The sequence below is a fragment of the Nonomuraea sp. NPDC001699 genome (genome assembly GCF_053596455.1).
In genome coordinates this window covers 167,944-189,931 of the sequence record NZ_JBSFGF010000014.1, presented here as the reverse complement: position 1 = coordinate 189,931, position 21,988 = coordinate 167,944, and the positions used below count along the sequence as shown (strand labels likewise).

The following is a 21,988-nucleotide window of genomic DNA, read 5'->3' as shown; positions in this document are numbered from 1 at the left end:
ACCAAGCGCTCGCTTGGGAGCGTATCACGCCGGCTGCCGCTCCCGGACCACCTCCCGCGCGGCCGGCCGCGGCCGCAGCACCGGCGCCAGCGCCGTGAGCGCCACCAGGACCCCCGTGACCAGCGTGAACGCCGCCGGGTACGACACGCTGCCGGCCACCCAGCCGGTGAGCGCCGGCGCGGTCAGCCCCGACAGGTACGTGATCGTCGCGATCCCGGCGACCCCCTCGCCCGGTGTGGGCCCGGCGTTCCCCGCCGCCGTGAACACCAGCGGCACGACGACCGCGACCCCCAGCCCGACCAGCGCGAACCCGATGACGCCCAGCACCGGCGTACGGGACAGGACCACCAGCACGCCGCCCGCGACCGCGACGATCCCGCCCATCCGGACCGCCCGCACGGGGCCGGTCAGGCGCACCACCCGGTCGCCCGCCAGCCGGGCCCCGGCCATGCAGAGCATGAAGATCGTGTAACCGGCGGCGGCGGCCCCCGGCCCGGCGTCGGCGACGTTGGTCAGGTAGACCGCGGCCCAGTTGGAGCTGGCGCCCTCGGCGAACGTGCCGCAGAACCCGACCACGCCGACGGCCAGGATGGCGCGCGAGGGCAGGGCGAAGCGGCGCGGCGCGGGCGCGTCGGCGGCCCGCGGCCCGTCGGGCAGCAGGCCGCGACCGGCGATCCCGCCCAGGACCACCAGGACGGCGGCGACGACTCCGAGATGCAGGCGGGCGTCGATGCCCGCCTGCGCGGCCAGGGTGCCGAGGCCGCCGGCCGCCAGGCTGCCCACGGCCCACATACCGTGCAGGCCGGAGACGACCGGCTTGTTCAGGTGCCTTTCGAGGGTGACGCCATGGGCGTTCATGACGACGTCGCACATGCCGGCCGACGCGCCGTACAGCAGGAAGATGGCGAACAGCCAGACGGGCGCGGGGGCGAAGGCCGGCAGGGCGAGGCCGCCGCACCACAGTGCGAGCAGCACCCGCGTGGTGGCCCGGCTGCCGAACCGGTGGGCCAGGCGACTGGCCAGCGGCATCGCGGCGAACGCCCCGATCGAGGGGCAGAGCAGTACGAACCCGAGCAGGCCCGCGCTCAGGTGGACGTGCTCCTGGATCCAGGGGATGCGGGTGGCGAAGCTGCCGGCGACGGCGCCGTGGGCGGCGAAGACGGCCGCGATGGCGCGATGAGGGCTCATGGCGGGAAAAACTATCAGGCAACCTTCCTGATGAAAAGAGCTATCAGGGAGCCTTCCTGACTATTATGGGCGGCGTGAAGACCGCGACCCCGTCCATGGCCCGTGCGATCAACGACCGGCTCGCCCTCGACCTGCTGCTGGAGCACGGTCCGCTGACCGCCCCGCAGCTGCGCGAGCTGACCGGGCTGTCCAGGCCCACCGTCTCCGACCTGATCGAACGGCTCAAGGGCGGCGGCCTCATCGAGGAGGCCGGCGAACGCGGCGAGGACCGGCGCGGCCCCAACGCCCGCCTCTACGCGCTGGTCGCCGGTCGCGCCCACGTCGCCGGAGTGGACCTGCGCCGCACGGCCATCAACGTCACGGTCGCCGACCTCACCGGGCACGTGGTCGGGTCGGCCGTCCGCGAGATCTCCGGTGACCTGGCCGACCTCGTCGAGGCCACGGTCGCCGAGGCCGCCGCCGGGCGTGCGCTCGACAACGTGGTCATCGGCGCGCCCGGCCTGGTCAAGCCCAAGGACGGCGAGCTGGTGATGGCCAACGACGTGCCCGGATGGCGGCCCGGCCTGGTGACCGCCGTGCGCGAGCGGCTGGGCGTGCCCGTCGTCCTGGAGAACGAGGTGAACCTGGCCGCCGTCGCCGAGCTGCGCACCGGCGCGGCCCAGGGCAGCGACGACTTCGTGCTGCTCTGGCTGGACGACGGCATCGGCGCCGCGGTCGTCCTCGGCGGACGGCTGCGCCGCGGCGCGTCCGGGGGCGCGGGCGAGATCGGCTTCCTCGACGTGGAGGGCACGCCGTTCTGCCTCCTGCTCCAGGCAACGACCCGGCCCGAGGAGCGGGCGCGCCGGGTCGCCAAGGGCGCCTTCGCCTTCGTCACCCTCCTCGACCCCGGCCTGGTGGTGCTCGGCGGGGCCACGGGCCAGGAGGGCGGCGACGAGCTGGCCGACCAGGTCGCCGCCCGGCTGCGCGAGCTGTCGCCCGCGCCCACCGAGGTCAGGGCCACCCGGGTCGAGGGCAACGCGGTGCTGGAAGGAGCCGTGCTGACGGCCCTCGACGCGGCGCGGGACAACGTCTGGTGACCCGCGCCGCGAGGCTCACTGCTGCGCGACCGGCTCGCGCAGCGGGAGGCGCACCTCGAACCACGTCTCGCCCGGCACCGAGCGCACCTTGATCTCGCCGCCGTGCCGTCCGGCCACGATCCGGTAGGAGATGTCCAGCCCGAGCCCGGTGCCCTCGCCCACGCTCTTGGTGGTGAAGAACGGCTCGAAGATCCGGTCCTTGATCGCGTCGGGCACGCCGGGGCCGGTGTCGCCGATCTCGACGATCGCCTCGTCCTCGTCGTGGGCCGTGCGGACGGTCAGCGTGCCTTCGTCGCCCATGGCGTCGAGCGCGTTGTGGATCAGGTTCGTCCACACCTGGTTCAGCTCGCCGGCGTAGCAGGGGATGAGCGGCAGCGTGCGGTCGTAGTCGGTGACCACGCTGACGCCCGGCGGGACCTTGCCGCGGAAGATGGCGATCGTGCTGTCGAGCAGGTCGTGCACGTCGATCATCTGGAACGGCGCCCGGTCCATCTGCGAGTACTGCTTGGCCGAGCGGATCAGCGAGGTGATGCGCTCGGTGGCCTCGGTGACCTCGTTCAGCATCTGGGAGATCTCGATGGCCTCGGCCAGCCAGTGGAGGGCGGCCGGGGTGTGCTCCTCGCCCACCTTGCCGCGGATCTTCTGCAGGTAGTCGGCGGTGAAACCGGCGTTGACCAGCGCGGGGGCCAGCTCCCACGCGTCCTGGACGCCGACGTCCTCCAGGGCCTCGCCCAGTTCGTCCTCGGCGTCGGAGATCTCCAGGGGGGAGCGTTGCGGCTGGTTGCCGAGGTTGCTCGTGCACGCCTCCTGGGCCTCGATCAGGGTGCGCAGCTTCTCCGGCGGGATGCCGTCCTCGGCGAGCTGGGCGAGCTGGATGCGGGAGGCCTTGATCAGCGAACGCAGCTCGCTCACCGCGCGCACCGCCGCCGCCGCCGGGTTGTTCAGCTCGTGCGTGAGCCCGGCGGTGATCGTGCCGAGCGCGGTCAGCCGCTGCCGCCGGTCGATGATCTCCCGCTGCATGCGCCCGCCCGACATCATGCCGTCGAGCAGGTGCATCGCCATCGGGAACCACTCGGCCACGATGTAGGCGAACTTCTTGGCCGGCAGCAGGAAGATCCGCGAGGGCGCGGTCGCGCGCAGCGTGTGCTGGTACGTCTCCGGCGCCCGGTCGCCCAGGTACGCCGACGTGGCGCCGCCGTAGACGCCGGGCTGGGAGGCGCGCGGCATGGCGACGGTCCCGGCGCTGACCGTCTCGTTGATCATCTGCACCTCGCCCTCCAGCAGCACGGCGAAGCACTCGGCCGGCTCGCCCTGCCGGACGATGTCCTCGTCCTGGGCGTACGAGCGCACCCGGCCGCTGGCGGCCAGCTTGGCGAGCTGCTCGTCGGTCAGCCGCTCGAACAGGAAGAGTTTGCGCAGTTCGTCGATGTCGACGGTGTCGGTCATTGCTTCTCCAGATAACGATGCACCAGCGCGACGGCCATCGCGCCCTCACCGACGGCGGAGGCCACCCTCTTGATCGACTCGGCCCGTACGTCGCCCGCGGCGAACACGCCCGGCACGTTGGTCTCCAGGTAGTAGGGCTCGCGGCGCAGCGTCCAGTTGCGCGGACGCCGGCCGCCCTGCACCAGGTCGGGACCGGTGAGCACGAACCCCTTGGCGTCCCGCTCGACCGTCTCGCCCAGCCACGACGTGTACGGCTCGGCCCCGATGAACACGAACAGGTACTGGGCGTCGACCGTGCGCTCCTCGCCCTTGGTCGACAGCGTGAGCCGTTCGAGGTGGTCGTCACCGGCGCCACCGACGACCTCGGTCAGGAGGCTGACCTCGATGTTGTCGATCGCGTTGATCTGCTCGATGAGGTAGTGGGACATGGATTTCTCCAAACCATCACTTCTCACCAACAAATGGACCTTGCTCGCGAATCCCGCCAGGTAGACGGCCGCCTGCCCGGCCGAGTTGGCCGCGCCGACGATGTAGACCTCGATGTCCTTGCACGCGGGCGCCTCGGTCAGCGCGGCGCCGTAGAAGACGCCCCTGCCGACGAACTCGTCCAGGCCGGGCGCCTCCAGCCGCCGGTAGGTGACGCCGGTGGCCAGGATCACCGCGTGGGCGGCGATCTCCCCGCCGTCCTTGAAGCCGATCACCCGCGCCTGCCCGCGCGGCTCCAGATGGGTGACCTTGCGCGCGCTCAGAAGCTCGGCCCCGAACTTCAGCGCCTGCCTGCGGGCCCGGTCGGCGAGCTGCTGCCCGGACACGCCGTCGGGGAAGCCGAGGTAGTTCTCGATCCTGGAGCTCTGGCCCGCCTGGCCGCCCGAGGCGTGCGCCTCGACCAGCACCGTGTTCAGCCCCTCCGACGCGCCGTAGACCGCCGCGCCCAGGCCCGCGGGCCCGCCGCCGATCACGATCAGGTCGTAGAAGTCGGTGGCCGGGGTGGTGGACAGCCCGACGGCGGTGGCCAGCGCGGCCTGGTCGGGGGACTCCAGCGTGGTGCCGTCCTCGGTGACGACCAGCGGCAGGTGACAACCCTCGCCGGCGGCCTTCACCAGCTGCGCGCCCTCCGGGTCCTCGGCCAGCATCCACTGGTACGGCACATGGTTGCGGGCCAGGAAGTCCCGCACCTGGTACGAGCGCGCCGACCACCGGTCGCCCACCACACGCAGCTCCGGACGCGCCGTCCGGTCGGTCCGCATCCAGGCGTCGAGCTGGCCGTCGATCACCGGGTAGAACTTCTCCTCCGGCGGGTCCCACGGCTTGAGCAGGTAATGGTCGAGGTCGACCACGTTGATCGCCTGGATCGCGGCGTCGGTGTCGGCATAGGCGGTCAGCAACACCCGGCGCGCGTACGGATACATGTCCATGGCGGCCTCAAGGAACTGCACGCCGTTCATCTGCGGCATCCGGTAGTCGGCCAGGATCGCCGCCACCTCGTCGCCGCGCAGCCGCATCTCCTTGACCGCCTCGATGCCGTCCTGGGCAGCCTCGGCGCGGACAATCCTGTACTCATGGCCGTACCGGCGCCTGAGGTCACGGGCCACCGCCCGCGACACCCCCGGGTCGTCGTCAACCGTCACGATGACCGGCTTGTCCATTCCCCTACCTTCTCCCCAATGGTCCCTAAGGGAAGGATGTCATGCACGCGTAGGTTGGTGAGCACTCGCTCATATCATGGGCGGATGAGCACCCGCGAGCGCATCCTCGACGCCGCCGAGCAGGCCATCCGGGAGTTCGGCATCTCCGGCGCGACGACCAGGCGCATCGCCCAGGCGGCCGGCTGCTCCGAGGCCCTGCTCTACAAGCACTTCGCCGGCAAGGAGCAGATCTTCCTCGCGGTCCTGCTCGAACGGCTGCCCGCGCTCGCCCCCGCCCTGGCCCGGCTGCGGCTGAGCGCGGGGGAGGGTGACCTGACGGCCAACCTCACCCGGTTCGCCCTGGCGGCGCTGGAGTTCTACACCGAGGCCGCCACCATCGCCTCCGGCATGCTGGCCGACCCCTCGCTGCTGGGCCGGTTCAGGCACATGCTCGCCACCACGAACACCGGCCCCCACCTGCCGATCCGGTCGCTGGCCGAGATCCTTGAGGCCGAGCGGGCCGCCGGCCGCGCCGACCCCGGCCTCGACCCCGGCGCGGCGGCCTCCCTGCTGATGGGCGCCTGCTTCCACCGGGCCAACCTGTCCTACTTCGTCGAGCCGGCCGACAAGGACGAGGAGTGGGCGGCCGGCGTCGTCGCCACCCTGCTCAGGCGATGACCCGGCCGGCGCCGCCGTCGACCAGCATCGAGACGCCGTTCACGTACGAGGCCCGCTCGCTGGCCAGGAACGCGATCACGTCCCCGACCTCGTCGGCCTGCCCGACGCGCCCGACCGGCACGGCCCGGCCGCGCGCCTCGACCTCGTCGTCGCCGCCCGACGTGCCGCGCAGGCGCTCGGTGTCGATGGCCCCCGGCAGCACGTTGTTGACCAGCACGCCGTCGCCGCCCACCTCGCGGGCCAGCGTGCGCACGATCCCGGCGACGGCCGGGCGCATGGCGTTGGACAGCGCCAGCCCGTCGATCGCCTCGCGGACGGAGGAGCTGGTGACGGTGACGATCCGGCCCCAGCCGCGCGAGCGCATCTCGGGCAGCACCGCCTGGATCAGCCGGACGGTGCCGAGCAGGTTGCGCTGCACGGCGACGTCCCAGTCCTGGAGGTCGACCTCGTCGGAGCGGCCGGTGGGCGGGCCGCCCGCGTTGGCTACCAGGATGTCGACCGGGCCGAGCACGTCGCGCGTCTCCTGGGCCACGCGCTGAGCCGCCGCCGGGTCCTCCACGTCGGCCAGCACGGCGTGCACCACGCCGCCGAACTGCTGCAGCTCCACCACCGCGTCCGCGAGCCGTTCGGGGTTGCGCGCGCTGACGCACACGTCGCAGCCCTCGCGGGCCAGGCTCTTGGCGGCGGCCAGGCCGATGCCCGCGCTGCCGCCGGTGACCAGGGCGACCTTGCCCGAGATGCCGAGATCCATAAGGCGACTATAGTGACGGGCCGATCAGCTCGGCCGCACCCGGGTCAGCTTGTCCGGGTTGAGCATGCCGTAGAGCCCATGGATGCGGCCGTCGCGCACGTCCAGGGCGATGAGCTGGTCGTTCCCCGCCACGTGCGTCCACAGGGCGGGCCGGCCGTTGGCCTCGACGAGACGCGCGTGGCTGAAGTCGTAGCGGGCCATCAGGCCGCCGATGAAGCCGCTCACCTTGCGCCGGCCCAGGATCGGCCGCAGGGCCGCCCTGACCTTGCCGCCGCCGTCGTTCCACATGACGACGTCCTCGTGCAGCAGCTCGGTCAGCGCGTCGAGGTCGCCGCCGCCGGCCGCCTCCATGAACTTCGTCAGCAGCCTGGCGTGGTCCTCGTTCGTCGGCGTGAACCGGTCGCGGCCCTCCGACACCCGGACCGAGGCGCGGTGGTGCATCTGCCGGGCGTTGGCCACCGACGAGCCGACGATCTCGGCGATCTGGTCGTACGGCAGCTCGAACGCCTCCCTGAGCACGAACACCGCCCGCTCCGGCGGCGACAGCCTCTCCATCAGGTGCAGGGTCGCGAACGAGACGGTGTCACGCAGCTCGGCCGTGTCCAGCGGCCCCGCCTGGCCGGTCGCGACCGGCTCGGGCAGCCACGGCCCCGTGTACGCCTCCCGCCGCACCCGGGCCGAGCGGAGCTGGTCGAGGGCCAGCCGCGAGACCACGGTCAGCAGGAACGCGCGCGGCTCCCTGATCCGGCTCCTGTCGGTGCCCTCCCATCGCAGCCAGGCCTCCTGCACGACGTCCTCGGCGTCCCACATGCTGCCGAGCAGGCGGTAGGCCAGGCCCAGCAGCATCGGGCGGTATTCCTCGAAGTCCACGTCCGGCATCATGCCCTGTCATCGGGCAGGGTGGCCTGGCGGGGGTCGCCGGAGGGTGGCCAAGCCCGGCCGGGCGTGATGGGCTGGAGGCGTGGCGAGAAATCTGATCCTGTCAGGAGGGCTCTTCCACGACTTCGCCGCCACGTCGGCCGTGCTCGCCGACGTGCTGGGCGAGGTCGGCGTCGAGTCGGAGATCACCGAGGACATCGCGGGCGCGCTGAGCGAGCCGCCGGAGGTGCAGCTCATCACCGTCAACGCGCTGCGCTGGCAGATGGGCCAGGAGCGCTTCGCCGGCCTGCGCGGCGAATGGCGTTTCGCGTTGCCCACCCAGGCCCGCACCACGCTCCTCGACCACCTCGACCGGGGTGGCGGGCTGCTGTGCATGCACACGGCCGCGGTCTGCTTCGACGACTGGCAGGGCTGGCCGCGGGTGCTCGGCGGCTGCTGGAACTGGCCCAAGTCCCACCATCCGCCGCTGGGCTGGACCGGCGTGCGGGTGCACGGCGCCGCCCACCCGATCGTGGCCGGCCTGCGCGACTTCGACCTGGTGGACGAGGTCTACAGCGACCTCGACGTGCTGCCGGACGTGCGGCCCCTGGCCTCCTCCCACGGCCAGCCGCTCGTGTGGGCGCGTCCGGTGCGCCGCGGCCGGGTGGTCTACGACGCGCTGGGCCACGACACCAGGTCCTACGACAACGAGATCCACCGGACGATGCTCCAGCGGGCCGCGTCGTGGCTGCTGAAACGGCCGGTGGGCGGCACCGGCTGACGCGTCCGGTTCGTACAAGACCCCGGGCCGTCCGGCGGGCACGATGGCCTCATGAACGTGAACCTCACGGCGGTCGCCGGCTTCATGGCCACGCACGCAAGGCTCCTGGACCGGCGCCGCTTCCATCTGCTCATGGGGGAGACCGGCCCGGCCGCCGTGCTCGGCGCCCTCGACGCCTACCGCAACCCCGACGGCGGCTACGGCTGGGGCCTGGAGCCCGACCTGCGCTCGCCGGAGAGCCAGCCGGGCACGGCGCTGCACGCCTTCGAGGTGTTCGAGGAGATCGGCCCCGCCACCGCGCCGCAGGCCGTCGCGCTGTGCGACTGGCTGGAGTCGGTGACGATGCCCGACGGCGGCCTGCCGTTCGCGCTCCCGCTCACCCTGCCCGAGGGCACCGCGCCCTGGTGGGCGGGCGCGGACCATGCCACCTCGTCGTTGCAGATCACCGCCGTCTCGGCGGCGGCGGCCCACGCCGTGGCCGCCCACGACCCGGCCGTGGCCGCGCACCCGTGGCTGGAGCGGGCAACCCGCTACTGCCTCGACGCGATCCAGGCGCTGGAGGACCGGCCGCACGCCTACGTGCTCTCCTTCGCCGTGCACTTCCTCGACGCCGTCCACGGGACGCGGCCCGAGGCGGCCGGGCTGCTCAAGCGGCTGGCGGCGTACCTGCCCGACGACGGGCGGGTGCCCGTGGAGGGCGGCACCGCGAAGGAGCGGCTGAACCCCCTCGACTTCGCGCCGTTCCCGGGGCGGCCCGCGCGCGAGCTGTTCGCGCCCGAGGTGATCGCCGCCGACCTCGACCGGCTGGCAGGGTCGCAGCAGGACGACGGCGGCTGGGTCGTGGACTACGCGCCGATCTCGCCCGCCGGCGTGCTCGAATGGCGGGGCGCGGCCACCGTGCGGGCCATCCGGGTCCTGCGCGGGAACGGCGTGCTCTGACGGCTAGCGCAGCCCCACCCGGTGGGCCGACTCCGACTCCTGGGCCATGCGGCGCAGCGTGTCGAACGCCTTGCCGTACAGTACGGTGCCCAGCACCAGGGCCTCCACGGCGGCGTCGCGCGGCCCGTCGAAGGGGATGGTGGCCATCTCGACCTCGGTCACCAGCTTCCTGGCGGCCTCGACGTACGGCGCGAGGTCGACGTGCAGGCCGAGCTGGCGCATGCGGACCAGCGTCTGGGCCAGCTCGTCGCGGGTGGGGGCGTCGTCGGCGACGGTCCAGCCGAGTTCGCCGACCAGCCGGTCGACCTCGGCCCTGGCGGTCCGCCACTCCTCGCCCTGCTCGGGCTCGACGGTCGGGCCGAGCGCCCAATGCGCGATCCCCAGCATGTGGTGCATGGGCAGCGTCTCGTCCTCGACGGCGGCGATGACCTGCTTGATGGCGGCCACGGGGAGCCTGCCCACATCCAGGAGGGCCCGGATCAGGCGGAGCCTGCGCAGGTGGGACTCGTCGTACTCGGCGCGGGTTGCGGCGGTCTGCTCGCCCTGGTGCAGCATGCCCTCACGGAGGTAGTACTTGATCGTGGGGATGGCGACACCGGATCGGGCGCTCAGTTCTGAGATGCGCATCGATAGATAATAGCGCTATCCAGATCGGGCGACGTGGCGGGCCGCGCTCACCACCTCGTGGACGTCGGCCTGCCGGTTCCACAGGAAGACCGCCTCCAGCGGCGGCACGTCCTCCTTGACGGGGACGAACACCACCGTGTCGGGCACGGTGCTGCCCTCGTGGACGCACAGGCTGTAACCGGCCCCCGCGCCCACCATGTCGACCACCAGGTCATGGGTGGCGGCGGCCGGGCCCAGCCGGGGATGCAGCCGGTGCCGGACGAACCCCTCCAGGAACCGTCGGGCCCCGGCGACCGCGTCCGACTCCGGCATGATCAGCGGCTCGGAGGCGAGGTCCGCGAGCGACAGCGCCTCCCGCCCGGCCAGCGGATGGTCGCGGGGGAGCAGCGCGCGTACGGGGAAGCGGTGGACGAGCATGCGCGCCACGCCCCTGGGCAGCGAGCCGGGGGCGTAACCCAGGCCGGCCTGGAGCGTGCCGTCGGCGATGGAGACCATCTGCTCGGCCGTGCTCATCGGCGCGATCCGCACCGGCACGTTCTGGAGCTGTGCGAGCAGCCGGGCGGCCACGTCGGCCAGCCCGTCGGCCACGCCCAGCCGGGTGGTGCGGCCCCTGCTCCGGGCGGCGGCCACGGCCCGTTCGTAGGCGTCGAGCGCGACCGTGGCCTGGGCCAGGAACGCCTCGCCCGCCTCGGTGAGCCGCACGCCGCTGGACGAGCGGCTGAACAGCTCGACGCCTATCTCCTTCTCCAGCGCCCTGAGCTGCTCCGACAGCGTGGGCTGGGCGATGTGCAGCGCGGTCGCGGCGCGGCGCAGGCTGCCGGCGCGCGCGATCGCCATCGTGTACCTGACGTAGCGCAGATCCATCTCTCACCTCGGGGTGATGATGATGGGCTATCGGCTGATCACCTCTCCGTATTACAAGACGGGGCAGCCCGCGTGAAGACGTCCAGTCACGGCATGTGCTTTCACGCTGGTCGGGACCTCGTCCGGTCTTGCGACGAAGGCCTTGGGACGGCAGGCGTCGCCGTTGCGGCCGTCCGGAAGCCCGGCAGCGAGGTTGCCGAGCAAGCGCTTGGCTAGCTGTGTTATCGTGATCGCCGAGCCGGAGGGAGCGGGATGCAGTCCTTCGCCGGGTGCGCGGCCGTGGCCGGGATCGGGATGACCGCGCTGACCAGGCGGTCGGGGCGCGGCGAGCTGGAGCTGGCCGCCGAGGCGTGCCGGGCCGCCTGCGCGGACGCCGGGATCACGCCGGGCGAGGTCGACGGGCTGCTCAGCTACCACCTGAACGACTCCGCGCCGGTCGTCCAGGTCGCCCGCGCGCTGGGCATCGAGCGGCTGCGCTGGCACAACGACATCGCCGGCGGCGGGACGCAGGCGGCGTCCGTGCTGGGGGACGCGGCCATGATCATCCATGCCGGCCTGGCCCGGAACGTCCTGGTCTTCCGGGCGCTCAACGGACGGTCCGGCACGCGCATGAACACCGCCTCCACCGGCCCCCTGGAACGCCACACCTACGGCCTGGCCGGACCGGTCCCGCTGTTCGCCATGGCCGCGACCCGCTACCTGCACGACACCGGCCTCACCGCCGAGCACCTGCACGCCGTGGTCGCCCAGTCCAGGCGCAACGCCGCGGGCAACCCGCGCGCCCTGCGCCGCGAGCCCCTCGACCTGGCCGCTTACCTGGCCAAACCGTACGTCTGCACGCCGCTGCGCACCGCCGACTGCTGCCTGGAGACCGACGGCGCGTGCGCGCTGCTGGTGAGCGGCGTCCTGGACGGGCCGCGCATCCGGGCGGTCGTCCGCGGGGGCGGGCCGGGCTGCTCCTCCATGGACCGCTCGCCGGACGTGACGGGCGTCTTCTCCTCCCACGTCGCGCCCCTGCTGTGGGAGGCGTCCGGCATGCGTCCCTCGGACGTCGAGGCGGCGCTGCTCTACGACGCCTACTCCTGGCTGGTGCCCCGGCAGCTGGAGGACTTCGGGCTGGCGGCGCGCGGGGACCTGGGGGCGTACCTGCTGGAACGGCGGCACGCCTGGGTGAACCCGCACGGCGGCCTGCTCTCCGAGGGCTACGTGCACGGGCTCAACAACGTGGCCCAGGCGGTGCGGGAGCTGCGCGCCGGCCGCGAGACCGCCCTGGTGACCGGATTCGGCGGCAGCTACGGCAGCGCGGCTCTTCTCACGCGTTGAACGTCAGGGAGTGAGCGTGAACGCGGCGTGCGAGGCCCTGCCGTCGTCGCCGGGCAGCACGCCGCGGGCCGCCAGCCAGGCCGCCGCGCCGGCCGCGTCGCGCGCCGTCGCCACCCGCTCGCCGGACAGCCGCGCCAGCACGGCCCGGCGGACCGGCCCCTCGCTGGTCAGCACGCTGCCCGCGAGCACGACGTCCCCCGAGACGTGCACCCGGCGCAGGGTGGCCACCAGGCGGTCGGCGGCCTCCTCGGCGACCTTGAACGCCATCGGGTCGCCGGCCTCGGCCGCCCGGCTGACCAGGGCGGACAGGGCGGCCAGCCGCATGTGGTCGGCCTGCGCCAGCCGTACGAGCCGGTCGGCGACCGCCCGCGGCGACCCCGGACGCTCCTCACCCAGGAAGTGCTCCACGACGAGCGCGACCAGGCTTCCCGGCTGGGCCGTCGCGCCCTGGTCGAGGGCGGAGACCACGGCCTTGGCGGCGGCGCGGCCGATCCAGAAACCCGAGCCCTCGTCGCCCAGCAGCCAGCCGAGCCCGTCGGCGATCGTGTCGATGCGGTGGCCGGTGATCCTGGCCGCGACCGCGCCCGTGCCCGACAGCAGCAGCGAGCCGTCGGGCTCGGCGGTGCCGGCGACGTAGGCCACCGCCACGTCGCGCTCGATCAGCGGGCCCGCCTCGATGCCGTGGGCGGCCCACACCCGGGCCAGCTCGGGGACCAGCGTGTCGACCTGGCCCGCGACCCCGGCCAGCGAGGCCACGACCACGCCGCCGTCGTGCGATCCCAATGCCTGCCCGAGGGCCGTGCCGATCGCCGCCACCGCCTTGTCCAGGCCGTGCGCCGAAGGGTTGCCGGCGCCCGCCCGCGCGTAGCCGACCCGGGTGCCGTCGAGGGTGTGGACGGAGACGCGCGTCGAGGTGGCTCCCGCGTCGACACCGACCACCAGCGATTTGGTCACGGTCAAATTCTGGGGGTTGACGTGACCGGGAAGCAAGAATAATTTTCGCCAGAAGACCGGGTATTCGGAAGGAATATTCGTGACTTCAGGAGCGCTCGGGCGCGTCGAAACGGAACTGCCCGGTCTGCCGGAGGCGTTGCGCAGGGTCGGCGAGGTGATACTCGGCGACCCCGCCGAGGCCGCGCGGTCGACCATCATCGCGCTGGCCGAGCGGGCGGGCAGCTCGCCCGCCACCGTGACGAGGTTCTGCCGGGCCTTCGGCTTCTCCGGCTACGCCGAGCTGCGCGTCGCGCTCGCCACCGAGACCGGCAGGGCCGCGCAGGCCGGCTGGGGCGCGGGCGTCGGGCACGAGATCGGCCCCGACGACCCGCTCGACTCGGCCATCGAGGTGATGGCCGCCGCCGACGCCAGGCTCATCCAGGACACCGCCGCCCAGCTCGACCTCTCGGTGGTCGCCCAGGTCGCCGACGCCGTCGTCAGGGCCCGCCGGGTGCTCCTGATCGGCGTCTCCACCAGTGGGAACGTCGCCACCATGCTCGAAGGCAGGCTGCGCCGCATCGCCATCCCCTGCTGGAGCGCGGGCGACGCGCACGTGGCGCTGTCGGAGGCCGCCCTGCTCGGCGCGGACGACGTCGCCATCGGCATCAGCCACCGGGGCCGTACCCGCGAGGTCATGGAGGCGCTGGCCGAGGCGGGCAGCCACGGCGCGACCACGGTCGCCGTCACGTCCTTCGCCCGCTCGCCGCTGGCCGAGCTGGCCGACCTGGTGCTGACGACGGCCAGCAGGGAGACCACGTTCAGGCTGGGCGGGCTGGCGGCCGTGCACTCCCAGCTCTTCGTGCTCGACGCCGTCTACGTGGCGGTCGCGCAACGCACCTACGAACGCACCAACGAGGCGTTCGAGCTGACGATCAGCGCGGTGGAGAGCCACCGTGTGGAGAGGAGCTGAATGAGCTACGCGTCCACGGCCCTCGCCCTCGCCGGACGGGTCGCCGAGAGCCAGGCCGAGCCGGTGCGCCGGGCCGCCGCCCTGATCGTCGCCGCGCTGCGCGCCGGCGGGGTGGTCAACGCGTTCGGGTCGGGGCACTCCGAGGCCATCGCCATGGAGATCGCCGGACGGGCCGGCGGCCTGGTGCCCAGCAACCGCCTCTCCCCGCGCGACCTCGTCCTGTACGGCGGCCGTCCCCCGAGCGTGCTCACCCCCGAGCTGGAACGCGACCCGGCCGTCGCCCACGAGATCTACGACCTGGCCCCCGTCGAGCCGCAGGACGTGTTCGTCCTGGTCTCCAGCTCCGGGGTGAACGGCACGGTCGTGGAACTGGCCACGCTGGTCAAGGAGCGCGGCCACCCGCTCGTCGCGATCACCTCGGTCGCGCACAGCACGCGCATGACCTCGCGCCATCCCTCGGGCGTCAAGCTCATGGACCTGGCCGACGTCGTGCTCGACAACGGCTCCCCGTACGGGGACGCCATCCTCGACCTGCCGGACGGCGGCACGTTCGGCGCGGTCTCCACGCTCACCTCGGCGCTGCTCGCGCAGATGGTGGTCACCGAGGCGGTGGAGGAGCTCGTCGCCCTGGGCGAGCGGCCACCCATCTACCTGTCGGTCAACGTGACCGGCGGCGACGAGCACAACAAGGCCCTGGAGAGCCGATACGCAGGGCGCATACGACGAGGATCATGAAAATCTAGGAGCCATCAATGCCTGACACCCCCCATATCAGCCGTCGTGAACTCCTGCGCGGCGCGGCTCTCGTCCCCGTCGCCGGGGCGCTGGCCGCCTGTGCCACCCCCGCCGCCAAGCCCACCGCCACCGCCTCGTCGGCCCCGGTGGCGACCAGCGCGGCCAACCCGTTCGGCGTCGCGGACGGCAAGCCGCTGGAGGTGTGGATCTTCGACGGCGGCTTCGGCCAGGACTACGCCAAGACCATCCACGAGCCGCTGTTCACGACGAAATATCCGAAGAGCGAGATCAAGCACAACGCGACCAAGGAGATCACCAAGGTCCTCCAGCCGCGCTTCGCCGGCGGCAACCCGCCGGAGGTGATCGACAACTCCGGCGCCAACTTCATGGACTTCGGCGCCCTCTCCCAGGACGGCCAACTCCAGGACCTCACCGCGTTGCTCGACGCGCCGAGCTGGGACGACCCCGCCGTCAAGGTCAGGGACACCATCGACCCGTCGGTCATCGAGATCGGCACCTACGACGGCAAGTTCAGCGTGCTGGGTTACGTGAACTACATCCACGGCATCTGGTACTCCCAGAAGGTGTTCAGGGAGAACGGCTGGGAGATCCCCAAGACCTGGGACGAGTTCACCAAGCTCTGCGAGACGATCAAGAAGTCCGGCAAGATGGCGCCCTTCACGTACGCGGGCAAGTTCCCGCAGTACCTGTACGAGCCGCTGCTGACCATGGCCGCCAAGATCGGCGGCAACGAGGTGCTGGTCAACATCGACAACCTGGAGGACGGCGCCTGGACCACCGAGGCCATGAAGACCGCCGCCACGGCCTGGGCCGAGGTGGGCGCCAAGTACCTCATGGAGGGCACGACCGGCCTCGACCACGTGCAGACCCAGACGGCCCAGAACAAGTACAAGGTGGCCATGCTGCCGTCCGGGTCGTGGCTGGAGAACGAGCAGAAGAGCACCACGCCGCCCGACTTCGAGTACGGCATGTTCCCGATCCCCGACGTCACCGGCTCCGACAAGATGCCGTACGGCACCCTGCACACCCAGCCCGGCGAGAACTTCATGGTCTCGGCCAAGAGCGCCAACCCGCAGGGCGGCATCGAGTACCTGCGCGGCATGTTGTCGAAGAAGGCGGCCGGCGACTTCAGCGAGATGGTCAAGACGGTGACGGCGGTCAAGGGCGCGACCGAGGGCCGTACGATCTCGCCCGGTGTCACCAGCGCCTCCAAGGCCGTCGCCGACGCGGGCGCCAACACCGTCTACTACCGCTGGTACACCTGGTACGGCCAGCTCAAGGACGAGGGCATCGCCGCCACCGGCGAGCTGATGTCCGGCGGCCTGACGCCGGAGAAGTACCTGGAGCGCATGCAGAAGAAGGCCGACGAGATCAAGAACGACTCCTCGATCAAGAAGTACAAGCGCTGATGTTGTTCAACAGGTATCGCCGCGGGCTGTTCATCACCGCGTTCCTGGCAGCCCCGGTGATCCTCTACCTCGTCTACGTCATCTCGCCGCTGATCCAGGCGTTCCGGATCTCGATGACCGACTGGCGCGGCGTGACGGCCACGCCGGACTTCATCGGGCTGGACAACTTCGTACGGCTGTTCAAGGACGGCGTCTTCTGGAAGGCCGTCACCCACAACGCCATGCTGCTCGTGCTGCTGCCGCTGCTCACGATCGTGATCGCGCTGTTCTTCGCCTTCCTGCTCAACGTGGGCGGGCGCAAGGGCTCGTCCGGCATCGCGGGCTCGAAGTTCTACCGCGTGGTGTTCTTCTTCCCGCAAGTCCTGGCCGTGGCCGTGGTCGGGGTGCTGTTCCAGCAGGTGTTCCGGCCCGACGGCAGCGGCATGCTGAACGGGCCGCTGCTCGCGCTCGGCGCCAAGCCCGTCGGGTTCCTGTCGGACCCCGGCGTGGCCTTCTGGTCGGTGCTCGGCGTGCTGGTCTGGCAGGCGGTCGGTTTCTACGTCGTGCTGTTCTCGGCCGGGCTGGCCTCCATCCCGCGCGACATGTTCGAGGCGGCGCAGATCGACGGCGCCGGCCGGTTCAGCCTGTTCTTCCGCATCACGCTGCCGCTGCTGTGGGACACGATCCAGGTGGCCTGGGTCTACCTCGGCATCCTGGCGCTCGACGCGTTCGCGATCGTGTGGGTGATGACTGACCAGCACGGCGGCCCCGACTGGTCGACCACCGTCATGGCCGCCGAGATCTACCGCAACGCCTTCCAGTACTTCCGCTTCGGCTACGCCTCGGCCCTGGGCGTCATGATGTTCTTCTTCACCGTCGGCTTCGCCATCCTCTCGCTGCGCCTGTCCCGCCGCGAACGAATCGAGTACTAGATGACAACGACGACCACGTGGACGGTGGCGAACTCCCGCAAACTGGCCCGTCAGGAGCGCCGGCGGCGGCTCGGGCCGATGGCCGTGCTGTCCCACGTCGCGCTCCTGGTGTGGACGGTGCTCGTCGTGGTGCCGATCCTGTGGACCTTCCTGGCCTCGGTGAAGAGCGAGGACGAGATCTTCGGCGAGGCCTGGGGGCTGCCGGCCAGGCTCAACTGGGACAACTTCGCCCGCGCCTGGGAGCAGGCCCACATCGGGCAGTACATGCTCAACAGCGTCGTCGTCGTCACCTTCAGCGTGGCCGGGACGATGCTGCTCGGCTCGATGGCCGCCTACGTGCTGGCGCGTTACCCCTTCCGCGCCAACCGGCCGATCTACTTCCTGTTCGTCTCCGGGCTGGCCTTCCCGGTCTACCTGAAGCTGACGCCGCTGTTCTTCGTCGTGCAGAACATGGGGGCGGTGCCGCTGGTGGGGCCGTACATCGGGTTGAACACGCACGCGGGGCTGGTGCTGGTCTACATCGCGTACTCGATGCCGTTCACGGTGTTCTTCCTGACCGCGTTCTTCCGTACGCTGCCCACGGCGGTGGGGGAGGCGGCCATGGTGGACGGCGCCTCGCACACCCGCGTGTTCTTCCAGATCATGTTGCCGATGGCGCGGCCGGGCATCATCAGCATCACGATCTTCAACGTGCTGGGGCAGTGGAACCAGTACCAGCTTCCGCTGGTGTTGCTCCAGGACCGGGACAAATGGGTGCTCACTCAGGGGATCGCGGACATCTCCACGGCGGCGGGGTACGACCAGGACTGGTCGGCGCTGTTCGCCGCGCTGACGCTGGCGATCCTGCCGATGCTGGTCGTGTACACGGTGTTCCAGCGCCAGATCCAGTCCGGCCTGACCTCGGGAGCCCTCAAATGAACAGCTTCACCTAAGGGGGCTTCGCCTCTGGGCTCAATGGGCTCCGTCGGGGGCGCTTCGCGCCTGGAGACTCAGGCGGTCCTTCTTGGGGCGCCTGGCGGCGCAACCCCCGCGCCTGGCGGCGCCATGGCGCCGCCGGCGCCCGTGCTCTGACCGCATACGTTCGCCGGATCGGTGGCCGCTTCCTTCGCCCCAGGAGCGGCCCGTGTTTCTGGGAGGCGGTGTCACGCAAGAAAATTGATTGCCTGGGGGCCAAGGCTCATGTTGGCTGGTCAGCATGGCTGAACTGCGTACCGAGCGCCTCATCCTGCGCCGATGGCGTGACTCCGACCTTGAACCGTGGGCGGCCATGAACGCCGATCCCGAGGTCCGGGAGCACTTGGGCGACCTGCTCACCCGCGAACAGAGCGACGCCTCCGTGTCCCTCTTTCAGGCCGAGTTCGACCAGCGAGGCTACGGGTGGTGGGCGGTCGAGGTGGAGGGCACGCGTGAGTTCATCGGCTTCGCAGGCTTGGACGAAGTGGACGACCACATGCCGTTCACAGGAGTGGAGATCGGCTGGCGGCTCGCCCGCTCGGCGTGGGGCCAGGGCTACGCCACCGAGGCTGCGCTGGCGGTCCTGGCCCACGGCTTCGACGCTCTTGAGCTTCCTGAGATCCTCGCTGTCACAACGGCCACCAACCTTCGTTCCCAGGCGGTGATGCGCCGGATCGGCATGACCCGTGACCCGGCCGACGACTTCGACGACCCCACCGAGCCCGAAGGGCCACTGCGTCCGAACGTCCTGTACCGCATCGCCCGTAGTGCGAGCATCTGACGTTCTCCACCAGGGGCGTTTGATCAGACTGCGGTGGGCGTCACCGCACATCGAACCGCCACGACCGCCACCACGGCGAACCTGTGCGGTCAGAGCACCAGGTCGTCGGACTGGTCGGCTGGGATTCCGGCCAGGAGTCGCGTCCAAGGGCAGTGGCTCTTGAAACCGGATGCCAGATGTCTCCGGGCGGCGGTGCCATCTCGCTGGTCGCGCCTCAGAATTCGTCGTACCCGGAGACCTGGCCGATGGGGAAGATGTGCCGACTCGCGGCACAGATCGTCTCAAGGACATGGACCGGCGTGCCCTCGGTCGAATAGCTCGCGCGCAGCACCTGGACCACCCACTCGCCTGGATCAAGCTCCAACGTCTCACGCTCGAAGGCGGTCGGGAGCCGGGCGGTCAGATTCTCCTCGGCGTGGCCGAACGCGTAGCCCAGGGCGGTCAACGCCGACTGCAACGAGGGCGTCACGAACTCCGGCTCGGCGATCCGGGTATCGCCGAACAGGTCCGCCCGGAAGTAGCTCGTCGCGACCCGCACCGGTACGTCGTTCGCGCTCATCATCTTGCGCCGGGCCACGATCTCGGCCTCGGGTTCGACACGCAGGCACGCCGCCACATGCTCACTGGCGGGCTCCAGCCCGACGTACAACATGCGGCGATCCGCCTTGAGCCCCTGCCGTTCCGCCTCGGCCAGAAAGAGCGATTTCGAGCCTCGGACTGCCGGTTCGGTCGGCAAGGCCCGCTGCACCAGCACCCGAGGGGCGGGCGAGGCGGGCCCTTCCGGCGCGCGGGCCGCCGGTCCCTTCCGCATCTGCGAGATGCGTCCCGGTGAGACGCCCAGCCGCCCGGCGATGTCCTCCAGGCTCATGCCGGACTCCCGCGCCTCGGCGATGGCCTGCCGCCGCATCTTGGCGGCCTCGGTCACCAGTCCCTGTTCCTCGGTCATGAGCCGGCTGAGAACACGGGCTCGTTCCACGGGATCACTGACCTGGGCGACTTCCCTCAGCGTCTTCAAGTCCATCCGTGTGCCGCCTCCTCAGCGACCGACATTCGGCGCACTTTAGACCCCCTATTGCAGGGGTCTCACCTCGGCTCTACCCTCGACTTTAGCCCCCCTAAAGCGGGGCTGTAGTAAGACCCCCACCTACGGGACAAACGGTGCTGTAACACCACCCGTAAGCAGGGGTCTGGGCATCGAGAGCTTTGGGGCGTCAACGATGCAGGACAAGGTTATCGCCGTACCCAAGAACGGCAAGGAACTCCAAGCCGGACCATCCGCAGATCTCCTGTGCAAGGTCCTGCGAGACGAGCACGGCATCCAGACGGACAGCCACATCGGATACGGCCTCGCCTTGGTGTGGGTGTGGGACGGACTGGTGATCTGGTGCGACGGTGAGTGGTGCCGGTGGCGAGCGGACTGGGACGGCTGGCGCACGCGGGTGTTGCACGCCCGCCATCCGGCCATCGAGTCATCACGGGCCGCGCGCCGGATCGCCTTCCGCTACGCGGAACTGCGCAGGTCGCAGGAGAGGTCCGCGCTCACCGTGGGAGCACGGGCATGAGCCTGACGGTCCAGGAAGTTCTCGGCAGGTTTCCCGGGTGGCGGATCATCGACGTGACCGGCGGCTGGGTCGCGTTCCGCGTCCCCCTCGTGTCCCGTGACAGCGGGCTCTCCAACGTCCGCTGCGGGGCGACCCTGGCGGAACTGGCCGGCAACCTCCAGGCCGAGAGCAGGCTCGACAAGTCGCGCTCACCCGCGACGAGCAACTGAGCAGACGGAGGCCGACCGGGCACGCCATGCCTGTCCCGCCGCCCCCGAAGCAGTCGTTCTCAGAGTCTTTCCGGCAGGAGGAGCAGCGAATGGGTGTGGTGCGGGCGCACCACCGTGAAGTGTCGGCGATCGAGCGTGGCCACCTCTGGAGTGTTGAGCCGTTCGGCGATCGCTATGACGGAGGCGTCGACCGCGCCCAGAGGCAGGTTCGCATAGGCGGCGACCAACCTGCTCATACGCCGAAGGTCCTGCTCAGTAAGATCGACCAAGTTCAGACCTGCCCCGAAGGTTCGCAAGAACGAAGCCTCCGCTGCGCTGCCCTGCCGCCTCTCCAGCAGCTGACACACCTCGGTGACCACCGTGGACGGGACGAGCAACGGACCCGGATGCGTACGCAGAAGGCGTGCACACCTCATGGTGCCTGTCTTTGCTGTTGAGCGCCGCGACCAACGGGCCTGTGTCAAGGACGATCACAAAGGGTGATTGTCCTCCGCCCGCAGGATCTCCTCGGCGCGTTCCGCGAAATCCGGCTCCGCCTCAAGCATTCCGATGAACGGCAGGTCCCGTACCGCCTGCTGCTCGTCGAGCTGATCCCGGACCAGACGGAGCAGAGGCGCGACCTTCTCTTCGGGCAGCCGGTCCACCAGGTGATGAAGTTCATCGCGCATCACGCTCATGCCATCCAGTCTACGAGACATGAGCGTCCTGAGCCTGGGACACCCTTGTCCTGGCAGGGGAAGGTCGTCCCGTCGAGCTCCGGCTCGCTGGAGGTGAGGCCGACTGGGCAAGCGGCACCTCGTCGATGACGGCGCCGAAGCACAATCTGATCGCGACGCCGCGCCGCCGGCCTAACCCTGGGTGACGGCCTTGTGGACGTCGCTGAGGAAGCGTTCGATGGTGGCCTGTTCCGTGGTGTCGTACCGGCCCATGAGGGTGACGATCTCGTGGATGAGCGGGCCGAAGAAGGTCCAGCCCAGCGTGACGGCGCTCTCGTCGACCTTCAGCAGCACCCGCCGCCGGTCCTGGGTGTCGCGTTCCCGGCGGACGTGACCGAGCCGTTCCAGACGGTCCACCACCGCGGTGGTGCCCGCGGAGTTGAGGCCGAGGTGCGTGCCCAGCGTTCCGGGGGTGGCGGGGGTGCCGGTGCGGGCGGCGTCGAGAAGGCAGATGAGGGCGCGTACGTCGGTCGGGTGCAGGGCGTTGTCGGCGGCGAACCGCTCGCCCATGCGGTCGAGTTCCACGGTGATGGCGCGCAGCAGATGGACCAGCCGCATCCCGGCGTCCTGATCGTCCACCTTCCCGGCATGCTCAGGCCGCATCGTCATGCCACCAGTATGGCATTATCTC

At 71.0% G+C, this 21,988-nt stretch carries 25 protein-coding genes; 13 read left to right on the top strand and 12 right to left on the bottom strand.

All coding sequences use genetic code 11. The annotated features are described in order from the left end of the window. Nucleotides 1–24 precede the first annotated feature (24 nt). Nucleotides 25–1,188, bottom strand: a complete 1,164-nt coding sequence (locus ACWCSU_RS34710; protein ID WP_449940639.1) for an MFS transporter — start codon at nt 1,186–1,188, stop codon at nt 25–27. Between the two features lie 74 nt (nt 1,189–1,262). Between ACWCSU_RS34710 and ACWCSU_RS34705 the strand changes: the two genes are divergently transcribed. After that, nucleotides 1,263–2,264 carry an ROK family transcriptional regulator gene (locus ACWCSU_RS34705; protein WP_364093910.1) on the top strand — a complete coding sequence of 334 codons (1,002 nt, stop codon included), beginning with the start codon at nt 1,263–1,265 and terminating at the stop codon, nt 2,262–2,264. A 15-nt stretch (nt 2,265–2,279) separates the two neighbouring features. Here the strand turns inward: ACWCSU_RS34705 and ACWCSU_RS34700 are convergent, their stop codons facing one another. Together ACWCSU_RS34700 and ACWCSU_RS34695 are read right to left on the bottom strand one after the other, a co-directional pair. Next, nucleotides 2,280–3,710 (bottom strand): ATP-binding protein, encoded by a 1,431-nt coding sequence (locus ACWCSU_RS34700; RefSeq protein WP_357694534.1) that lies wholly within the window; start codon nt 3,708–3,710, stop codon nt 2,280–2,282. Continuing rightward, nucleotides 3,707–5,356 carry an FAD-dependent oxidoreductase gene (locus ACWCSU_RS34695; protein WP_357694532.1) on the bottom strand — a complete coding sequence of 550 codons (1,650 nt, stop codon included), beginning with the start codon at nt 5,354–5,356 and terminating at the stop codon, nt 3,707–3,709. Before ACWCSU_RS34695 ends, ACWCSU_RS34700 begins: the two co-directional genes overlap by 4 nt. Before the next feature lie 84 nt (nt 5,357–5,440). Here ACWCSU_RS34695 and ACWCSU_RS34690 point away from each other — a divergent pair, with 84 nt between their 5' ends. Further along, nucleotides 5,441–6,013, top strand: a complete 573-nt coding sequence (locus ACWCSU_RS34690) for a TetR/AcrR family transcriptional regulator (RefSeq protein ID WP_357694530.1) — start codon at nt 5,441–5,443, stop codon at nt 6,011–6,013. On the opposite strand, the gene ACWCSU_RS34685 is transcribed toward ACWCSU_RS34690, so the two are convergent. Further along, on the bottom strand, nt 6,003–6,764 hold the full coding sequence (locus ACWCSU_RS34685; RefSeq protein ID WP_357694528.1) for an SDR family oxidoreductase: 762 nt from the start codon (nt 6,762–6,764) through the stop codon (nt 6,003–6,005). The two genes, ACWCSU_RS34690 and ACWCSU_RS34685, sit on opposite strands and share 11 nt — an antisense overlap. Nucleotides 6,765–6,788: 24 nt before the next feature. After that, nucleotides 6,789–7,643 carry an RNA polymerase sigma-70 factor gene (locus ACWCSU_RS34680; RefSeq protein WP_449940731.1) on the bottom strand — a complete coding sequence of 285 codons (855 nt, stop codon included), beginning with the start codon at nt 7,641–7,643 and terminating at the stop codon, nt 6,789–6,791. 82 nt (nt 7,644–7,725) lie between these two features. On the opposite strand from ACWCSU_RS34680, the gene ACWCSU_RS34675 reads away from it, so the two are divergent. Together ACWCSU_RS34675 and ACWCSU_RS34670 are read left to right on the top strand one after the other, a co-directional pair. After that, nucleotides 7,726–8,403, top strand: coding sequence for a ThuA domain-containing protein (locus ACWCSU_RS34675; RefSeq protein WP_357694526.1), 678 nt, complete (start codon nt 7,726–7,728; stop codon nt 8,401–8,403). Nucleotides 8,404–8,454: 51 nt separating this feature from the next. Next, a complete protein-coding gene (locus ACWCSU_RS34670) occupies nt 8,455–9,342 on the top strand; it encodes a hypothetical protein (protein WP_449940636.1) in 888 nt (295 codons plus the stop codon). A 3-nt stretch (nt 9,343–9,345) separates the two neighbouring features. On the opposite strand, the gene ACWCSU_RS34665 is transcribed toward ACWCSU_RS34670, so the two are convergent. Then, the gene (locus tag ACWCSU_RS34665; RefSeq protein WP_449940635.1) at nt 9,346–9,969 is read right to left on the bottom strand and encodes a MerR family transcriptional regulator; all 624 of its coding nucleotides are present in this window, start codon (nt 9,967–9,969) and stop codon (nt 9,346–9,348) included. A 15-nt stretch (nt 9,970–9,984) separates the two neighbouring features. Continuing rightward, on the bottom strand, nt 9,985–10,833 hold the full coding sequence (locus ACWCSU_RS34660; RefSeq protein ID WP_364093929.1) for a LysR family transcriptional regulator: 849 nt from the start codon (nt 10,831–10,833) through the stop codon (nt 9,985–9,987). Nucleotides 10,834–11,085: 252 nt separating this feature from the next. Here ACWCSU_RS34660 and ACWCSU_RS34655 point away from each other — a divergent pair, with 252 nt between their 5' ends. Further along, on the top strand, nt 11,086–12,156 hold the full coding sequence (locus ACWCSU_RS34655; RefSeq protein ID WP_449940634.1) for a thiolase C-terminal domain-containing protein: 1,071 nt from the start codon (nt 11,086–11,088) through the stop codon (nt 12,154–12,156). 3 nt (nt 12,157–12,159) lie between these two features. Here the strand turns inward: ACWCSU_RS34655 and ACWCSU_RS34650 are convergent, their stop codons facing one another. Then, nucleotides 12,160–13,110: an N-acetylglucosamine kinase gene (locus ACWCSU_RS34650; RefSeq protein WP_449940633.1), complete on the bottom strand. Its 951-nt coding sequence runs from the start codon at nt 13,108–13,110 to the stop codon at nt 12,160–12,162. 79 nt (nt 13,111–13,189) lie between these two features. Between ACWCSU_RS34650 and ACWCSU_RS34645 the strand changes: the two genes are divergently transcribed. The 6 genes from ACWCSU_RS34645 (at nt 13,190) to ACWCSU_RS34620 (ending at nt 18,870) form a co-directional block, all read left to right on the top strand. Continuing rightward, nucleotides 13,190–14,059 (top strand): MurR/RpiR family transcriptional regulator, encoded by an 870-nt coding sequence (locus ACWCSU_RS34645; RefSeq protein ID WP_357694514.1) that lies wholly within the window; start codon nt 13,190–13,192, stop codon nt 14,057–14,059. Next, nucleotides 14,060–14,794, top strand: a complete 735-nt coding sequence (locus ACWCSU_RS34640) for an SIS domain-containing protein (protein WP_364093936.1) — start codon at nt 14,060–14,062, stop codon at nt 14,792–14,794. A 17-nt stretch (nt 14,795–14,811) separates the two neighbouring features. Beyond that, the gene (gene ngcE / locus ACWCSU_RS34635) at nt 14,812–16,224 is read left to right on the top strand and encodes an N-acetylglucosamine/diacetylchitobiose ABC transporter substrate-binding protein (protein ID WP_364093939.1); all 1,413 of its coding nucleotides are present in this window, start codon (nt 14,812–14,814) and stop codon (nt 16,222–16,224) included. After that, nucleotides 16,224–17,135: a carbohydrate ABC transporter permease gene (locus tag ACWCSU_RS34630; RefSeq protein WP_364093942.1), complete on the top strand. Its 912-nt coding sequence runs from the start codon at nt 16,224–16,226 to the stop codon at nt 17,133–17,135. The genes ngcE and ACWCSU_RS34630 overlap by 1 nt, the downstream gene beginning before the upstream one ends. Beyond that, nucleotides 17,136–18,053, top strand: coding sequence for a carbohydrate ABC transporter permease (locus ACWCSU_RS34625; protein WP_357694506.1), 918 nt, complete (start codon nt 17,136–17,138; stop codon nt 18,051–18,053). 277 nt (nt 18,054–18,330) lie between these two features. Further along, a complete protein-coding gene (locus ACWCSU_RS34620; RefSeq protein ID WP_449940629.1) occupies nt 18,331–18,870 on the top strand; it encodes a GNAT family N-acetyltransferase in 540 nt (179 codons plus the stop codon). A 214-nt stretch (nt 18,871–19,084) separates the two neighbouring features. On the opposite strand, the gene ACWCSU_RS34615 is transcribed toward ACWCSU_RS34620, so the two are convergent. Next, nucleotides 19,085–19,891 carry a UTRA domain-containing protein gene (locus tag ACWCSU_RS34615; protein ID WP_449940627.1) on the bottom strand — a complete coding sequence of 269 codons (807 nt, stop codon included), beginning with the start codon at nt 19,889–19,891 and terminating at the stop codon, nt 19,085–19,087. 196 nt (nt 19,892–20,087) lie between these two features. Between ACWCSU_RS34615 and ACWCSU_RS34610 the strand changes: the two genes are divergently transcribed. After that, the gene (locus ACWCSU_RS34610; RefSeq protein WP_449940624.1) at nt 20,088–20,432 is read left to right on the top strand and encodes a hypothetical protein; all 345 of its coding nucleotides are present in this window, start codon (nt 20,088–20,090) and stop codon (nt 20,430–20,432) included. Next, nucleotides 20,429–20,641, top strand: coding sequence for a hypothetical protein (locus tag ACWCSU_RS34605; protein ID WP_449940622.1), 213 nt, complete (start codon nt 20,429–20,431; stop codon nt 20,639–20,641). Before ACWCSU_RS34610 ends, ACWCSU_RS34605 begins: the two co-directional genes overlap by 4 nt. A 59-nt stretch (nt 20,642–20,700) precedes the next feature. On the opposite strand, the gene ACWCSU_RS34600 is transcribed toward ACWCSU_RS34605, so the two are convergent. The 3 genes from ACWCSU_RS34600 to ACWCSU_RS34590 form a co-directional block, all read right to left on the bottom strand. Beyond that, nucleotides 20,701–21,057: a type II toxin-antitoxin system VapC family toxin gene (locus ACWCSU_RS34600; RefSeq protein WP_449940619.1), complete on the bottom strand. Its 357-nt coding sequence runs from the start codon at nt 21,055–21,057 to the stop codon at nt 20,701–20,703. Between the two features lie 54 nt (nt 21,058–21,111). Continuing rightward, the gene (locus ACWCSU_RS34595) at nt 21,112–21,318 is read right to left on the bottom strand and encodes a hypothetical protein (protein ID WP_125647153.1); all 207 of its coding nucleotides are present in this window, start codon (nt 21,316–21,318) and stop codon (nt 21,112–21,114) included. Nucleotides 21,319–21,489: 171 nt separating this feature from the next. Then, nucleotides 21,490–21,966, bottom strand: coding sequence for a MarR family winged helix-turn-helix transcriptional regulator (locus ACWCSU_RS34590; RefSeq protein WP_449940616.1), 477 nt, complete (start codon nt 21,964–21,966; stop codon nt 21,490–21,492). Nucleotides 21,967–21,988: the final 22 nt, after the last annotated feature.

Coding starts and splice junctions, on each gene's coding strand:
- ACWCSU_RS34710 (WP_449940639.1), bottom strand. CDS start 1,188: ATGAGCCCTCATCGCGCCATCGCGGCCGTCTTCGCCGCCCACGGCGCC.
- ACWCSU_RS34700 (WP_357694534.1), bottom strand. CDS start 3,710: ATGACCGACACCGTCGACATCGACGAACTGCGCAAACTCTTCCTGTTC.
- ACWCSU_RS34695 (WP_357694532.1), bottom strand. CDS start 5,356: ATGGACAAGCCGGTCATCGTGACGGTTGACGACGACCCGGGGGTGTCG.
- ACWCSU_RS34690 (WP_357694530.1), top strand. CDS start 5,441: ATGAGCACCCGCGAGCGCATCCTCGACGCCGCCGAGCAGGCCATCCGG.
- ACWCSU_RS34685 (WP_357694528.1), bottom strand. CDS start 6,764: ATGGATCTCGGCATCTCGGGCAAGGTCGCCCTGGTCACCGGCGGCAGC.
- ACWCSU_RS34680 (WP_449940731.1), bottom strand. CDS start 7,643: ATGCCGGACGTGGACTTCGAGGAATACCGCCCGATGCTGCTGGGCCTG.
- ACWCSU_RS34670 (WP_449940636.1), top strand. CDS start 8,455: ATGAACGTGAACCTCACGGCGGTCGCCGGCTTCATGGCCACGCACGCA.
- ACWCSU_RS34665 (WP_449940635.1), bottom strand. CDS start 9,969: ATGCGCATCTCAGAACTGAGCGCCCGATCCGGTGTCGCCATCCCCACG.
- ACWCSU_RS34660 (WP_364093929.1), bottom strand. CDS start 10,833: ATGGATCTGCGCTACGTCAGGTACACGATGGCGATCGCGCGCGCCGGC.
- ACWCSU_RS34655 (WP_449940634.1), top strand. CDS start 11,086: ATGCAGTCCTTCGCCGGGTGCGCGGCCGTGGCCGGGATCGGGATGACC.
- ACWCSU_RS34640 (WP_364093936.1), top strand. CDS start 14,060: ATGAGCTACGCGTCCACGGCCCTCGCCCTCGCCGGACGGGTCGCCGAG.
- ngcE (WP_364093939.1), top strand. CDS start 14,812: ATGCCTGACACCCCCCATATCAGCCGTCGTGAACTCCTGCGCGGCGCG.
- ACWCSU_RS34630 (WP_364093942.1), top strand. CDS start 16,224: ATGTTGTTCAACAGGTATCGCCGCGGGCTGTTCATCACCGCGTTCCTG.
- ACWCSU_RS34625 (WP_357694506.1), top strand. CDS start 17,136: ATGACAACGACGACCACGTGGACGGTGGCGAACTCCCGCAAACTGGCC.
- ACWCSU_RS34620 (WP_449940629.1), top strand. CDS start 18,331: ATGGCTGAACTGCGTACCGAGCGCCTCATCCTGCGCCGATGGCGTGAC.
- ACWCSU_RS34615 (WP_449940627.1), bottom strand. CDS start 19,891: ATGGACTTGAAGACGCTGAGGGAAGTCGCCCAGGTCAGTGATCCCGTG.
- ACWCSU_RS34610 (WP_449940624.1), top strand. CDS start 20,088: ATGCAGGACAAGGTTATCGCCGTACCCAAGAACGGCAAGGAACTCCAA.
- ACWCSU_RS34605 (WP_449940622.1), top strand. CDS start 20,429: ATGAGCCTGACGGTCCAGGAAGTTCTCGGCAGGTTTCCCGGGTGGCGG.
- ACWCSU_RS34600 (WP_449940619.1), bottom strand. CDS start 21,057: ATGAGGTGTGCACGCCTTCTGCGTACGCATCCGGGTCCGTTGCTCGTC.
- ACWCSU_RS34595 (WP_125647153.1), bottom strand. CDS start 21,318: ATGAGCGTGATGCGCGATGAACTTCATCACCTGGTGGACCGGCTGCCC.
- ACWCSU_RS34590 (WP_449940616.1), bottom strand. CDS start 21,966: ATGACGATGCGGCCTGAGCATGCCGGGAAGGTGGACGATCAGGACGCC.